We start from the raw sequence: 13,368 nt of genomic DNA, 5'->3' as shown, positions 1-13,368 counted from the left end.
CTTGCACGCGACCGGCGGGCATGCGGCAGCCGGGTTTCCTTTTCTTTTCTCCCTTTCCTTGTTGCCCTCCCCAATTTGGCGGTGCGAACCGGCTGTCATGGCAACGTGCGCACCGTTTCGAGCGGACATGACTACGGCCGGCGATCTTCAATTCTGCGCTGCGGTTGAGTGATCGGCGCCATCAGGCGGATGCCGCGTCCTGCAGCATCGCATTCCAGTCTTCGGCGCGCGGCTTCAGCCGCTCAAAGTCACAGGCGAGCTCGTCGGCAAGCTCACGCAGCCTCGACACGAATGCCTCGCCCTGCGGGTTGGCGTCGGTGGCCGCTACAACCCGCGTGTTCGGCCTCCCCGCCAACAGGCGAAGCGCCGTGTCCGTCGCCGGCGACCAGCCGCCGCCGGTGCTGGCATACAGCGTGTCGCGCCGGATCCGTTCGAGCGCGGCCAGGCTCATGGCATCGATCGCAGCTTCGCTGACGCAGATCCGGGTGGCCTTTACCGTTCCCAACCGGAACAACACCTTGCCGCCTCCGGCCGCAAAGCCACGCCATTGCGGTCCGCGCTCCTCCCAGCCGGTGACGAGACCGGCTGCGTCGCTGTGGGCGGCCCACATGCTGCCGCGCGGGCCTTCCCTCAGAACGTTCTGAGCGATCGCAGTCGCGATGACCTGTTCGGGAATGCGCCGCTCATCGCGCAGATAGCGCCAGGTAGTCGACCCGCGCCACGGCTTGCGTCGGGCCGCCCATCGCTTCGGAACCGACTGGTCGGGTCGGGTCTCCCGAGACTGCAGTTTCCATGCCGGCTCGCTCGGCACGAACCCCGCAAGCGAGGCTACCTGCAAGAGGGCTTCCAGGAAATCGCCGCCGTCCAGATGCTGGACCAGCGAATAGACATCTCCCTTTGCATTCGACAACGGGTCGAACCATCCCTTACCGTCATGGATGACGATGATGATATCGTCGCCATGACGGTATTTGACCGCTTTGCGAGTGCTTTCCTTTAGGTCGACCGTAAAGCCGCTGGTCTCCAGCACCGCGGCACAGCCGACCCGGCCGCGCAGCGCTTCTATATCCGTCTTTTCCATTTTTCTCTCCCGAGAGCCTTCCGGCCGGCCTTTCTTCAAGTCAATTTGTTCCGCACAATTGGCGGAACACTCCCCAACCGCCGCGAAGAGCAAAGGGCGCAAGGGCGCGGCTTTCGCCGCGGCGCAGCCTCCCTTGCGGCCTGCCGCTCGCAAGCGGCACGCCGTGGCATAGAGGCCGGTTCAATGAACCGGCCGGCCTCCTGTGTATGGACAGTATTCGGCGATCGCCTCGACCTCGTCGCCGTCGAGGTCTTCGGCAGGGAGAACGCCGTACTCGTTGTCATTGACCTTGAACAGGATGACCGGCGTCATCAGGGTGCGAGCGAGGTTCCAGGCGTGGCTCTGAGCGAGGCTGAGTTCGTGCGACATTTGTTTGGCTCCCGTGTTCGCGGGGACCATTCCCCGCTCGACAGGCGCCCGTCGGGTCCAGCCGGGACCGCGATCATCGCGATGGCGAAGCCTTGAGCGACGGCACGCTTGCGTAGTCCGACCCCGAAGCGGGTTGATCGGCAAGGTCCGGGCTGGAACAAGGGAATTAAGCCGAAAGAGCGGGAAATGGACTCCGGACAGGAGCCAAGTCACTCGCCACGAAACCGCGCGGATTCATGCCTGCGGCACTTTGCGGCTGAGTTATGCCGGCTTCATCAAGGCCTCGGCGAAAAAACCGTTCTTCCTGTACCGACGAGACCGCCACGATAGTGGCGTCCGCACAAAGAACCCCATCCGGGCAATAACCATGACCGACGAGAATACGAGTGGCCCATAAGCCTGATCGGGCTGACCGCCGATAGCGTTGTCGCCTAGGGTCGGAGCTGCAAAAGCCGCGTTCCAGGATCTTGCAGGTATCGATAGGGGAGTCTGGAAAGTCGACCGGCACAATCCTGCGCGCGCATCGTAGATACTTCGTTTCAGTTTCCAAGATCCAAGATCTGCACGCAACGCCGTCAGGTCCCGGAGTCTTACTCGTAATCGGAAAAGCGGAGGCCGCGTGCGGCCAGTCTTGCCTCTGACGATTGCCATCACGCAAGTCGGCCGAGCCTTTCGGCCACTTCTTCACCGCGATCGAATTCTCGCGCTCACAGGTAGGAATAGAGAACGACGGGCCGTGTTCAGGCTCGGTCATTCTCCGCGATCCCTCAAGGTGACGGCGTCCAGGCCAGCGAGAATTTCATCACGCTCGGCTCCCTTGTGGTCTTCGACACGATACGCCCGCTGTGCGCTTCGTCCCGACAATCGGTCGAACTGCTCAGCGGTCAGGAGCACATCTTGCGCTTGCCGCGCTTTGTGTTCTCGACAGGCCCTCGGTATGCCGCCTCGACACCTCGCTGGACTTGTTGCCGAGGTCGGTTAGCGTAAAGCTGGTCATCCCGGCTTGACCCGTAAAATCGGTAAAATAGCTGTTTTTGGCAATATGGCTACATTCCCTGCTTGAGGCGCACGCGGGCGAACTCGAGGAGCGCGCAGGCTATCTCGTCCTCGGTCCAGCCGGATTCCCCTGCTCGCTGAACCAATTGTTGGAGGGCCGGACCCAAGGCGAGCTGGCACTGAGGGCCGCGGTCCGGATGGTTGACCGGGTAGCCTGGTTGCACGATCGCAATGCTTGATGGCTTCATTGCAGGCCATGGGCTCTCGCCCTTCTCCTTTAGCCAAACGAGGCGCGCCAACTCATGTGTTGTTCGTGTGCGGCTTGGCAATTGCTTCATCTCGTCAATCAGCCGCTCCAGCGATCCCGCGCGTCCCAACTCCCTAAAAAAATGGTGCGGCGTGACCCTGCCGAGCCTGTGCATCTGGGCGAGGTTCCACACATAGGGATAGTCGGCCATGAATTCGGTTCGAGGCGAGGTCTTGGACGGCTTAGCCTCGGTCAGAATGCCGCCGCCCACGAACTGATCGGCACTTCCGATGATTTGGCCCACCCTGGATGTCGACAAGCCATGTTCCTGCGCCAGGTCGGCGAAGCGCTTGCCCTTCAGAAAGCCTTCGACCAGAGCGACGTTCCTATTGCCGGTGGGGCTAAAACCCCAATAGGCGCGCAGTTTTTCCAGCATGATCCCGCTCGTAATCCGGTTGTTCACCCCCGGCAAACCCTAACCGGCCAAATCGGCGCTTGGAAGCCCCCAAACTCACGTCATGACTATGTGCGTATGTTGCTGCGAAACCGGCAACTGACAGAATAATCAGGGAACTCCTTTTCTGACCTTGCGGCCGGCGGTTGCCATGTGAATACGAAACATGCTGGCGATCACCATGATTCATAGCGGAACCAAGGGGAAGGCGCAGATCAAGTAGAGCATGGTTGCCCATTTCACTGGATCCTGCGCAGAAACCTGATCACTCAATCCCTGATGCGAGGCTTCGTAAGCGGGACATTGAACGCTTCATGGGACAGCGCAAAAGATATACTGCAGCACTTCCATTTTGAAAAATTGCACGGAGGATCGGAGTGCCAAAGCCGGTGACGTGGCCGCCAACGGCGAGCCGGTCAGCTTGTGCACGACGGGGGAGGCAGCCCTAGCCGGACGAACATTGCAACAACTGCCGACACATTCATTGCTTTCAGCGACAACCGACACTAGCACCAACACTTGGCCGAAAATTTTTCGCGCCGCAGATGTCGTCTCAGCCTACGTCTCCAGCAATCCGGTCCCGGTGGGCGACCTCCCTGCCCTGATCGGCCAGGTGTACGAGGCCCTAGGCACAAGCGGTAGCGTCTCAGCAGCAGAGCCGCCGCTGCCGGCGAAGCGGACGCGCAAGAAGGTCGCAGCTTAGTTTCGGCAACTAGATTCGTGCTGGAGCGCGCATCTGCCATCGGCATAATCTGCATCTGCCGGGAATATGAAAAGGCGGGGCCAACGCCGCCTTCCCTTAAAAAAGCTATTTCATAAGGAATTCGCAAGCCGGGGCAGCAATCTGCTGCCCCGGCTTTGCGGTTGGGCCTGCCGGGATGCAGGAGAAAATCAGCCGGCTTTGCTGAGATTGCCCGCAGAGGACTTGCCGGTTCGGCGGTCCTGCTCGATCTCAAAATTGATCTTCTGGCCGTCAGCGAGGGTCGACATACCCGCGCGTTCGACAGCGGAAATGTGGACGAAAACGTCCTGGCCTCCATTGTCGGGCTGGATAAATCCAAATCCCTTGGTGCTGTTGAACCACTTCACGGTCCCGGTCGCCATATCTACGCATTCCTTCGTAACAATTGCATTGTGGCCTGGCCGTTGTGCCAGGCCGGTTCATATCAAGGCATTGAAATTAGACGCAGCAAGGAAACAATTGCAACATTGTTCGGATGGGCGTCACGACCGGTCAGTTAAGACAACACCGCGACCCTGCGCAATTGCTGGGCAGCCATACGCCGGGTGCGTCGCCAATGAGCGGCTGTCAACCGAACCTAAGATCAATCCAGCTTGCCGCGTGGCGGAGCTGGATGGAAAGCAGGGAGTGGCTGCCGATCCATGGTCATCGTTCCCCACGAACTCAAGTTAGGTGAAAGCCGGTTTGTGCGCTATCGCGAGGGGAGGGATTGCGCGAGTTCGGCCTGCATTGAGCAAGCTGTCAACTCGCCAGCATTTGTCGGCTGGCAGGGCCGGAAGCTCAAAGGCCATCAAAACGGCATCGACCTTCAGTCGGTGTTTACCATTCGCTTCTATCTTTCGCGCAGCGGCAAGGTTCTGAGTACCGCACACAAAGGCCTGCTCCAGACAATGGAGCGGGCTTTCTTGTGTCACTTGGGAGACGGCTCCAACAATGCTGTCTACAGGAAAACGGTCCGCAAGGCTGTGCGGCTTGTGAGGTGGCTGGGGCTGGTCGTGCGAATGGGCAGGCCGAAGGCAGGCCGGTTTCGGGCAACACTCTGCCCGCGTCAGGCTGGGCCCAAACTGGGTTATGGCGTCACGGCCCGCAATTTGGTCGATTCATAGTCGAACGAAACACGATTTCGTCCACGCTGTTTCGCTTCAAAAAGGCATCGTCCGGCGGTGCGAAGGACGTCTTGAGCATCTGCATCGGGAGAGATTTCCGCGCCGCCGATGCTGACAGTCACTTTCACGCCGTCCTGTTGGCCTTTCGCCATCGGACCCGCCTCGACAAGACGGCGTATGTTTTCCGCAATTGTACCTGCCTGCTCTTTACGCGCGCTGCGCAACAACACACCAAACTCTTCTCCGCCAAGACGACCGATCGAGTCTCCCGGGCGTGTCAGATATACGAGCGCCTTTGCAATTCGAACCAATGCCTCGTCACCTTTGCAATGGCCGTGTTGGTCGTTGATCAAAGAGAAGTGATCCGGATCGATCAGGAGCAGTGTGTCGCATTCACCTTCGTCACGCTTCCTATCCATCCTCGCGATAAATTCACCGCGACTGAGAAGGCCTGTCATCGGGTCGTGACTGGATACGAAGGTGAGCCTGTCGTGCGCCTCTCTCAGGGCTGTGTATGATTTCTCCAACTTGTCACATGTTTCCTGAATCGTTTCCCCCTGGGTGAAGATAAAGGCGCTAACGGGCATTCCGATCAGGATGGGGATGACGGTGCATTCCACCCAACTCAGCCAATCGATCGGCATCTGCAGGCCAAGTCTTGCCGTGAACGACAGGCCGAAAGTCGCGACGACTGCAATTATCGTCACGACTGTAGATTTGCCCAGAATACGTTTGCCGCGCGGCGTCATAGTGTTGCTATAGACAATCCGGCTGAATGACATGTTACCAGCTTGATTAGGATTGTTCTGGACACACCGGCGAGGAGCCGAACCCGCGCGGTCCTCAAGGCCAGGTCGAGCAAATGCGCCCGCGTCCTGCCGACACTTCGCCTCGGTCGGTTCTTGGGCCCATTATGCTGGCCGCGAGGGAAATGACATTTTGACCCGCAGTGAATTTCAGATTCTGGCTGGAAAAACCCGCCGCCTGCTGTAAACAGCGCGGGCCTGCTCACGGATAGGGGAAATCATGACGCTTGTTTCGCCCATGGAAGGTTCGGCCGCAGATAGGGGAGCTGCCAGAAGCCGCCGCCTGTGGAGCCAAGCCGAGGCCCGCGCCCTCTACGAGTCTCCCTTCAACGAACTGCTGTTTCGCGCACATTGCGTCCACCGTGCGAACTTTGATCCCAACCGCGTTCAGCTCAGCCGGCTGCTGAGCATCAAGACCGGCGGCTGCCCCGAGGATTGTGGTTATTGCAGCCAGTCCGCGCACCACAATTCCGGACTGAAGGCCTCGAAGCTGATGGCGGTCGAACGCGTCATCGAGGAAGCCCGCAAGGCGCGCGATGCGGGTGCGACGCGCTATTGCATGGGCGCGGCGTGGCGCAGCCCCAAGGCGCGCGACATGGAGGTCGTGGTCGCCATGGTCGAAGGCGTCAAGGCGCTCGGCATGGAAACCTGCATGACGCTAGGCATGCTCGATGTTGAGCAGGCGCAGCAGCTAAAGACAGCGGGGCTCGACTACTACAATCACAACATCGATACGTCCGAGCGCTATTACGGCGAAGTCATCACGACGCGCTCGTTCGCCGACCGGCTCGAAACATTGGACAATGTTCGCGATAGCGGCATCAAAGTCTGCTGCGGTGGCATTGTCGGCATGGGCGAGGAACCGGTCGACCGCGTGGACATGCTGGTGACGCTCGCCAATCTCCCCGAGCCGCCCGACAGCGTCCCGATCAACATGCTGATCCCGATTGAAGGCACACCCCTTGGTCATGAGCGGCCAATAGAGCCGATCGAATTCGTGCGCACCATTGCGCTTGCCCGTATCCTGATGCCGCAATCCCATGTTCGCCTGTCGGCTGGCCGCACGGCAATGAGCGAGGAAATGCAGGCACTGTGCTTCTTTGCCGGCGCCAATTCCGTCTTTGTCGGCGATACGCTGCTGACGGCGGACAACCCGAGTGAGGATAAGGACACTGCGCTCTTTCGCAAGCTCGGTATTGAACCAATGGAGCTTTCCGCCCGGTGAGCGCAGGGGGTTTGCTCGACCGTTACGAGACGACGCTAAATGGGCTCGCGCGCAAGAACCGGTTGCGCGCGCTGTCGCCGCGGGCTGGCCTTGATTTCGCCTCCAATGATTATCTCGGTCTGGCAGCGTCGCCGCGCCTGGCCAAAGCCGTCGCAGCAGCACTCGCAGCCGGCACGCCGATCGGCGCCACGGGGTCTCGCCTGTTGCGCGGCAATGGACCCGAGCACGAGACCCTCGAAGCCGAGGCGGCACGTTTCTTCGGCGCCAAACGTGCGCTTTTCTTCGGCGGGGGCTATGTCGCCAATTTCGCCGTCCTGACGACCCTTCCGCAAAAGGGCGACCTCGTCGTCCTCGACGCACTCATCCATGCCAGTGCCCACGAGGGCGCGCGGGCCGGGCGGGCGGCGATGGTGGAGGCGCCCCACAACGACGTCGGCGGCTTCGAAGCCGCCATCTTGGCCTGGCGGCGGTCGGGCGGCACGGGGCGCCCCTGGATCGTGGTCGAGAGCCTCTATTCCATGGACGGCGACCGCGCGCCCTTGGCCGATCTGGCAGTGCTCGCCGGCCGACACGACGCATTCTTGCTGATTGACGAGGCCCATGCCACCGGCGTGTATGGTCCCGACGGACGCGGCCTTGCGCACGACCTCGAAGGCCGCGACAATGTTGTCGTGCTGCACACTTGCGGCAAGGCGCTTGGCGTCTCCGGTGCGCTGGTGACCGCACCCACGGCAATCATCGACTATTTCATCAACCGTTGCCGACCGTTTATCTATGCCACCGCCCCCTCGCCGCTGATGGCGGTCGCTGCAACCGAGGCGCTTGCCATCCTTCGTGACGAACCCGAGCGCCGCGAGCGGCTGGCGGCACTCGTCGCCTTCGCCGGCCGGGAGATCGAAGCTCGCTGCGCAATTACGCCGAGCGGCTCGCAGATCCTGCCGGTGATCGTGGGCGACAACGCCCGCGCCATGGCGCTCGCCAGCGCGCTGCAGGCGCGCGGTTTCGATGTGCGCGGTATCCGCCCGCCAACCGTGCCCGAGGGCACGGCTCGGCTCAGGATTTCGCTGACGCTCAATGTCGAGCAGGCCGACGTCGCTGCGATGATCAAGGCACTGGCAGAGGAATGGGAGCGAATGGCGGCATGAGCCAAACCTTCGTCATTACCGGCACGGACACCGGAATCGGCAAAACAGTTCTCGCTGCCGGTCTTGCCGGTCTGCTCAACGGCGCCTACTGGAAACCGGTGCAGTCGGGGCTCGACGGCGAAACCGATACCCAGACGGTAGTAAGACTCGCGGAGCTTCCCCCAGAGCGGATCGTCCCGGAAGCCTGGCGGCTCGAGCGACCGCTCTCGCCGCATCGCGCTGCCGAACTCGATGGCGTTTTGATCGATCCGGACCGCCTCGTTCTGCCCGTAATGGCGCGTCCGCTGATCGTCGAGGCCGCAGGCGGTGTTATGGTGCCGCTCACCCGCAAAATCCTGTTCATCGATGTGTTCGCCCGCTGGCGCGCTCCGGTCGTGCTTTGTGCGCGCACGGCGCTCGGCACCATCAATCACACGCTTCTGTCGATCGAGGCGCTGCGCCGCCGCGATATCCCGCTTCTGGGTGTTGCGTTCATCGGCGATGCGATGCCCGACACCGAATGCACGATCGCTGCGATCGGCAAGGTGCGTGTGCTTGGCCGCTTGCCTTTCCTCGATTTGCTGGGGCCCGACACTCTCCTGTCGGCCATGGCAGCGCATTTCGACATGGTGCCTTTTCAGCAGGCCAGCGTATGAGCCGCTCAGCCGTCTGGCATCCCTTTACCCAGCACGCCGTCGAACCGGCCCTGCCGAAGATCGTTCGGACCGAAGGCGCATACCTGCAGACGGATGACGGAAGGCGTATCCTCGACGCGATATCCTCATGGTGGGTGGTGACCCACGGCCATCGCCATCCGGCGATCGTCAAGGCAATCCGCTCAATTGCCGAAACGCTCGACCAGATCATATTCGCCGGTCTCACCCACGCGCCGGCCGAAGAACTGGCGAGCGCGCTCATTGGCCTGGCGCCGAAGGGACTCGACTGGGTCTTTTATTCCGACAGCGGCTCGACCAGCGTCGAAGTGGCGCTCAAAATGGCGCTCGGCTATTTCCGCAACATCGGCGTGCCGCGCTCGCGTGTCGTTGTGATGGAATCGAGCTATCACGGCGACACGATCGGGACGATGAGCGTCGGCGCCCGCGGCGTCTTCAACGCAGCCTATGAATCCCTGCTCTTTGACGTCGATACCATCCCCTTCCCTGCCAACGGCCGCGAGCAGGAAACCCTCGACGCCTTCGAGGCGTTCAGCCGTGATCGCAAGGCGGCGGCCCTGATCGTCGAACCGCTGGTCCTGGGGGCAGGCGGCATGCGGATGTATTCGCCCAGCATCCTGGCTGAATTGAAACATATCGCCGAGGCCTCAGGGACGTTGTTCATCGCCGATGAGGTGATGACCGGCTGGGGGCGGACAGGCACCCTGTTTGCCTGCGAGCAAGCAGCTATTGCGCCCGACATATTGTGCACGTCGAAAGGGCTGACCGGCGGCGCGATCCCGCTTGCCGCCACGCTCGCCACTGACGCCATCTTTCGGGCGTATTATTCGCCGGACCGCAGTCGCACCTTCTTTCATTCGAGCTCCTATACCGCCAATCCGATCGCCTGCGCGGCCGCACTTGCCAACATCGCTGTCTGGCGCGATGAGCTGGTCATCGAGCGCGTCACAACACTGACGCGACTGCAAGCCGAAGGGGCTCGCCGCTTTGCCGAAGATTCCCGCTTCGCCGATGTCCGGGTGACCGGCACGATTGCCGCCTTCGAACTGGCGGTCGCCAACTCCGGCTACCTGGCTGAAATCGGCCCGAAGCTGCGCGCTTTCTTCCTTGAGCGCGATCTCCTGGTACGCCCACTCGGCAATGTGATTTATCTTCTGCCGCCCTATTGCGTAAGCGCCAGCGAGCTTGGTCGCCTGCATGACGCAATCGACGAGGCCGCCGACCTTGTTGGGCAAGCCCGATGATCCGAGGCGCGAAAATCACCGGTTTCGGCCACCACGCGCCGGCGCGGGTCGTGCCGAATGCCGAGATCGAGGCCTCGCTTGGCCTCGAGGCCGGCTGGATCGAGAGGCGGACCGGCATCCGGTGGCGTCGCTGGGCGGAGCCCTCCGACACCTTGTCGGGCCTGGCCGGGAAGGCAGGAGACATGGCACTGGACATGGCTGGCATCGACCGCGCCTCGATCGGCCTGCTGCTGCTGGCAACATCGACTCCCGATCATCTGCTGCCGCCGAGCGCGCCGCTGGTCGCGCACCGTCTCGGCCTTGCTCATTCCGGAGCCGTCGATCTTGCCGGCGCCTGCGCCGGTTTCGTCTATGCGCTGACCTTCGCCGACGCCTTCGTGCGCACCCACCGCAAGCCGGCGCTGGTCATTGCCGCCAACATCTTGAGCCGCCGCATCAACCCGGCTGAACGTGCCAGCGCGGTGCTGTTCGCAGATGCCGCGGGCGCCCTCGTCCTGGTCCCGTCGTCCGACCCGCATCACGGTGTCCTCGGCGCCTCGCTGAGTTCCGACGGATCGGGTTATGGCCTGATTCAGATCCCGGCAGGCGGCAGCAGCCGGCCCTTTGCCGGAGATATCGACATAGCCGAAACCCGGATGACGATCGCCGACGGACGCGCCGTGTTCGCCAAGGCGGTCGAGATGATGGCGCGCTGTTCGCTCGAGGCCCTGGCGGCAGCGGACGCTTCAGCTCAGGCCGTGGACCGGTTTGTTCCGCACCAGGCCAACGCCCGCATTCTCGACGCCGTGGCCGACAAGCTCGATATTGGCCCTGAGAAGGTGGTGAGAAGCATTGCAGAGTTTGGCAATTCCTCTGCCGCGACAATTGCCCTGTCGCTGTCCCTCTCCCATCAGGCCAAGCCGTTTGCGCCTGGCGAAAGGCTTTTGCTCGCCGCGGCCGGCGCCGGGCTTACCGGCGGCGCACTCGTGATCGGCGTCTAGGGGCAATGACTAGTGCGCTTGCAAGAAGTGACGGCGAACGGCTCTCTGGGCGTTGATGTTTGCCTAGTAGGAAGAGAGCGGTCAGCTGTCATCCTGCACCATAAGGAACAGCGAATGTCGGTCGGAAGATACTCCTGGAACAGTCTGGCGCGGGCTCCCGGCATCCATCAATCGCCTCGCAAAATGTCTGCTTCGCGCGCGGCCGTCACAATCGCGCCTCGGGCGGCGGTGGAATGAGCTTCACCCCGCAGCACTTCAGGCCTTCAGGCAAACCGCCTGCAATCGATTGTGAGTCTGGCTTTGGGCGCATCTCGGCCGCGTTCGTTGCACCGTCGTCGGTGCAGGTGCAGCGGTGCCAGCACCGACCGTTCCAACCGAAGATCGCTGAACTGGGTGCTCCAGTCCGGCTAACGTCGAATGACGATGATGCCGGCGAGTGCGATGAGACCTATGCCGAGCATGGAAGCGCCGTCCAGACGTTCCGAGAACAGTAGGACGCCCCACAACACCGCAAATGCCAGATAGGAGAAGTCGCAGGTTGAGATCATGGCCGACGGTGCCCACTGGTACGCGACAGCAGTGCCGACGCTGCCGATCAACATTGTGATACTTAGCAGCACCATCAGCCCCCATTGGCTCCAGCCTATCGGTACCCACTCGCCTATCATCAGACTCTGCCCGCCATCGCTGCCGGCAATTATTGCCGCCAGGCTTGCCCCACCTGCCACAATGATCGCGATCAGATTGAATGTGAGCGCCAGAAAGAACGGGTTTTCAGCGCGAGTTTTGGTCCGCGTCAGCACCATCGCCAGGGCATAAAGAATGGCGGCCGCCAGGGGCATGAGGGTGTGGACACTGATGTCGCCGGCCTGCGGCTTCAGCATGAGTAGTACCCCTACGAACCCGAGCGCCACTCCGAGCCAACCTTGCAGGCCGACAGGTTCGCGGACCCAGAAGGCCGCAAACAGCGTAATGAACAGCGGGATCGTGTAATAGACCGCGGCCGCTATCGAGAAATCGAGCCGCGAAAGCGAAGCGTAGTAGATCAGCAGACTGGACAGAAGCAGGCTGCTTCGAACCATGGCCCAGCCAGGGCTGGCTGGGCTCAGCGATACCTGCGGCAACCTCCATTTGATGATCAAGATCAACAATGGGACGGTGACGCAGGACCGCAAGAAGATGAACTGCGACAGCGGCATGTCCGAGACCGTGATCTTGATGATCGCATCTGCGATCGAAAGCGTCAGGTCAGTGAAAATCATCGCCGTGACGGCGATGCCTACCCTGTCCGTCCCAGCGGTCATTTGACGGATCGACATGTTCACATTCCTTGCGCTACCGAGTCGACGCTACCCAGCCCAGAGCGTTCCAACAATTCCGATCGAACGGACATACTGTCCGTGCCATTGTACAATCGGCGAGAACACGGGGATGCGTCGTTGGATAGCGTGGACGACATGATACTTCTGGCCGAAGTCGCTGAAACGGGCAGCTTTACGCGCGCGGGGGAGCGGATCGGGATGCCTAAGTCCACGGTCAGCCAGCGCATCGCCCAGCTTGAGGCACGTTTGGGACTGCGGCTCCTCAACCGTTCCACCAGGCACGTAAGCCTGACTGGCAGCGGTCAAATTTATCTCGAATACTGCCGCCGCGTTCGTGCAGAGGTTTCCGCCGCGAATATGGCGATGACCAATCTTAGGGAACAGCCTGTCGGGAAGCTGAAGATCACCTGCCCGGAGGTGACAGCGACGTATTTCATGCCGAGCTTTCTACACGGATTTACTACCCAGTTTCCCGGCATCGCCATCGAGTTGATCGCCACAAACCGGCATCTCAACATCATCCGCGAGCGGGTTGATTTCGCCTTTCGCGTTGGCACAACCACAGGTCAGGACATAATCATTCGGCGTATCTCCTCCATAAAACGGGTGCTTGTGGCCGCGCCAACATTTCTGGCAAGTGGCATTCCTCTTCGGGAACCGACCGATCTGCTCCGGCGGCGCTGTCTGGTGCATGATGCGCAACCCGAATGGGTATTCTCGTCGGACGACACACCGCTCGTTCTACGGCCACCGCCTGCCGCGACCTCGGATTCAATGGGATTCCTATTGCAATCCTGCATCGCCGGCGGCGGGGTTGCCCTCCTCCCCGCTTATGTTTGCCAACCTTCCCTGGCCGTCGGCCGGCTTGTAGAGGTACTGCCGGACTGGGAAATCCGTAAGCGCCTCGCCGATCACCTATGGGTTTGGGCTTGATGTTTTCCGGAATCGCCAGGGCATGAGTTCCTCGATCTGGCTCTGTGGATGGCCGTTGATGATGG

The 13,368-nt window shown here is 61.4% G+C and carries 14 protein-coding genes; 8 read left to right on the top strand and 6 right to left on the bottom strand.

Annotated features, from left to right (window positions below):
• Positions 1-181 precede the first annotated feature (181 nt).
• The 3 genes from NKI19_RS26835 to NKI19_RS26825 form a co-directional block, all read right to left on the bottom strand.
• Positions 182-1,081 carry a DUF3991 and toprim domain-containing protein gene (locus tag NKI19_RS26835; RefSeq protein ID WP_352567412.1) on the bottom strand — a complete coding sequence of 300 codons (900 nt, stop codon included), beginning with the start codon at positions 1,079-1,081 and terminating at the stop codon, positions 182-184.
• Between the two features lie 180 nt (positions 1,082-1,261).
• Positions 1,262-1,450: a hypothetical protein gene (locus NKI19_RS26830; protein ID WP_006205770.1), complete on the bottom strand. Its 189-nt coding sequence runs from the start codon at positions 1,448-1,450 to the stop codon at positions 1,262-1,264.
• Positions 1,451-2,496: 1,046 nt separating this feature from the next.
• Entirely contained in the window at positions 2,497-3,129 is a 633-nt protein-coding gene (locus tag NKI19_RS26825; RefSeq protein WP_352567413.1) for a hypothetical protein, read from the bottom strand.
• Positions 3,130-3,541: 412 nt separating this feature from the next.
• On the opposite strand from NKI19_RS26825, the gene NKI19_RS32915 reads away from it, so the two are divergent.
• Positions 3,542-3,850, top strand: coding sequence for a MucR family transcriptional regulator (locus NKI19_RS32915; RefSeq protein ID WP_502899340.1), 309 nt, complete (start codon positions 3,542-3,544; stop codon positions 3,848-3,850).
• A 188-nt stretch (positions 3,851-4,038) separates the two neighbouring features.
• On the opposite strand, the gene NKI19_RS26815 is transcribed toward NKI19_RS32915, so the two are convergent.
• Positions 4,039-4,251: a cold-shock protein gene (locus tag NKI19_RS26815; RefSeq protein ID WP_352567414.1), complete on the bottom strand. Its 213-nt coding sequence runs from the start codon at positions 4,249-4,251 to the stop codon at positions 4,039-4,041.
• 279 nt (positions 4,252-4,530) lie between these two features.
• Here NKI19_RS26815 and NKI19_RS26810 point away from each other — a divergent pair, with 279 nt between their 5' ends.
• On the top strand, positions 4,531-4,995 hold the full coding sequence (locus tag NKI19_RS26810; RefSeq protein WP_352567415.1) for a hypothetical protein: 465 nt from the start codon (positions 4,531-4,533) through the stop codon (positions 4,993-4,995).
• On the opposite strand, the gene NKI19_RS26805 is transcribed toward NKI19_RS26810, so the two are convergent.
• Positions 4,959-5,744 carry a GGDEF domain-containing protein gene (locus NKI19_RS26805; protein WP_352567416.1) on the bottom strand — a complete coding sequence of 262 codons (786 nt, stop codon included), beginning with the start codon at positions 5,742-5,744 and terminating at the stop codon, positions 4,959-4,961. The genes NKI19_RS26810 and NKI19_RS26805 overlap by 37 nt on opposite strands.
• 295 nt (positions 5,745-6,039) lie before the next feature.
• Here NKI19_RS26805 and bioB point away from each other — a divergent pair, with 295 nt between their 5' ends.
• From bioB to bioZ, 5 genes are read left to right on the top strand one after another with little or no spacing between them, the layout of a single operon-like run.
• The gene (bioB, locus tag NKI19_RS26800; RefSeq protein ID WP_352567428.1) at positions 6,040-7,026 is read left to right on the top strand and encodes a biotin synthase BioB; all 987 of its coding nucleotides are present in this window, start codon (positions 6,040-6,042) and stop codon (positions 7,024-7,026) included.
• Positions 7,023-8,171, top strand: a complete 1,149-nt coding sequence (locus tag NKI19_RS26795; RefSeq protein ID WP_352567417.1) for an 8-amino-7-oxononanoate synthase — start codon at positions 7,023-7,025, stop codon at positions 8,169-8,171. The genes bioB and NKI19_RS26795 overlap by 4 nt, the downstream gene beginning before the upstream one ends.
• On the top strand, positions 8,168-8,806 hold the full coding sequence (gene bioD / locus NKI19_RS26790; protein ID WP_352567418.1) for a dethiobiotin synthase: 639 nt from the start codon (positions 8,168-8,170) through the stop codon (positions 8,804-8,806). The genes NKI19_RS26795 and bioD overlap by 4 nt, the downstream gene beginning before the upstream one ends.
• Positions 8,803-10,068, top strand: a complete 1,266-nt coding sequence (locus tag NKI19_RS26785) for an adenosylmethionine--8-amino-7-oxononanoate transaminase (protein WP_352567419.1) — start codon at positions 8,803-8,805, stop codon at positions 10,066-10,068. Before bioD ends, NKI19_RS26785 begins: the two co-directional genes overlap by 4 nt.
• A complete protein-coding gene (gene bioZ / locus NKI19_RS26780) occupies positions 10,065-11,048 on the top strand; it encodes a 3-oxopimeloyl-[acyl-carrier-protein] synthase BioZ (RefSeq protein ID WP_352567420.1) in 984 nt (327 codons plus the stop codon). Before NKI19_RS26785 ends, bioZ begins: the two co-directional genes overlap by 4 nt.
• 407 nt (positions 11,049-11,455) lie before the next feature.
• On the opposite strand, the gene NKI19_RS26775 is transcribed toward bioZ, so the two are convergent.
• Positions 11,456-12,367 carry a DMT family transporter gene (locus NKI19_RS26775; RefSeq protein ID WP_352567421.1) on the bottom strand — a complete coding sequence of 304 codons (912 nt, stop codon included), beginning with the start codon at positions 12,365-12,367 and terminating at the stop codon, positions 11,456-11,458.
• Positions 12,368-12,505: 138 nt separating this feature from the next.
• On the opposite strand from NKI19_RS26775, the gene NKI19_RS26770 reads away from it, so the two are divergent.
• Positions 12,506-13,303, top strand: coding sequence for a LysR family transcriptional regulator (locus tag NKI19_RS26770; RefSeq protein ID WP_352951253.1), 798 nt, complete (start codon positions 12,506-12,508; stop codon positions 13,301-13,303).
• The last annotated feature ends 65 nt before the right edge of the window (positions 13,304-13,368 follow it).

This window comes from Mesorhizobium sp. M0751, from assembly GCF_040320265.1.
Classification (GTDB): domain Bacteria; phylum Pseudomonadota; class Alphaproteobacteria; order Rhizobiales; family Rhizobiaceae; genus Mesorhizobium.
This window is presented reverse-complemented; position numbering and strand designations above follow the sequence as displayed.

Coding starts and splice junctions, on each gene's coding strand:
- NKI19_RS26835 (WP_352567412.1), bottom strand. CDS start 1,081: ATGGAAAAGACGGATATAGAAGCGCTGCGCGGCCGGGTCGGCTGTGCC.
- NKI19_RS26830 (WP_006205770.1), bottom strand. CDS start 1,450: ATGTCGCACGAACTCAGCCTCGCTCAGAGCCACGCCTGGAACCTCGCT.
- NKI19_RS26825 (WP_352567413.1), bottom strand. CDS start 3,129: ATGCTGGAAAAACTGCGCGCCTATTGGGGTTTTAGCCCCACCGGCAAT.
- NKI19_RS26815 (WP_352567414.1), bottom strand. CDS start 4,251: ATGGCGACCGGGACCGTGAAGTGGTTCAACAGCACCAAGGGATTTGGA.
- NKI19_RS26810 (WP_352567415.1), top strand. CDS start 4,531: ATGGTCATCGTTCCCCACGAACTCAAGTTAGGTGAAAGCCGGTTTGTG.
- NKI19_RS26805 (WP_352567416.1), bottom strand. CDS start 5,744: ATGACGCCGCGCGGCAAACGTATTCTGGGCAAATCTACAGTCGTGACG.
- bioB (WP_352567428.1), top strand. CDS start 6,040: ATGGAAGGTTCGGCCGCAGATAGGGGAGCTGCCAGAAGCCGCCGCCTG.
- bioD (WP_352567418.1), top strand. CDS start 8,168: ATGAGCCAAACCTTCGTCATTACCGGCACGGACACCGGAATCGGCAAA.
- NKI19_RS26785 (WP_352567419.1), top strand. CDS start 8,803: ATGAGCCGCTCAGCCGTCTGGCATCCCTTTACCCAGCACGCCGTCGAA.
- bioZ (WP_352567420.1), top strand. CDS start 10,065: ATGATCCGAGGCGCGAAAATCACCGGTTTCGGCCACCACGCGCCGGCG.
- NKI19_RS26775 (WP_352567421.1), bottom strand. CDS start 12,367: ATGTCGATCCGTCAAATGACCGCTGGGACGGACAGGGTAGGCATCGCC.
- NKI19_RS26770 (WP_352951253.1), top strand. CDS start 12,506: ATGATACTTCTGGCCGAAGTCGCTGAAACGGGCAGCTTTACGCGCGCG.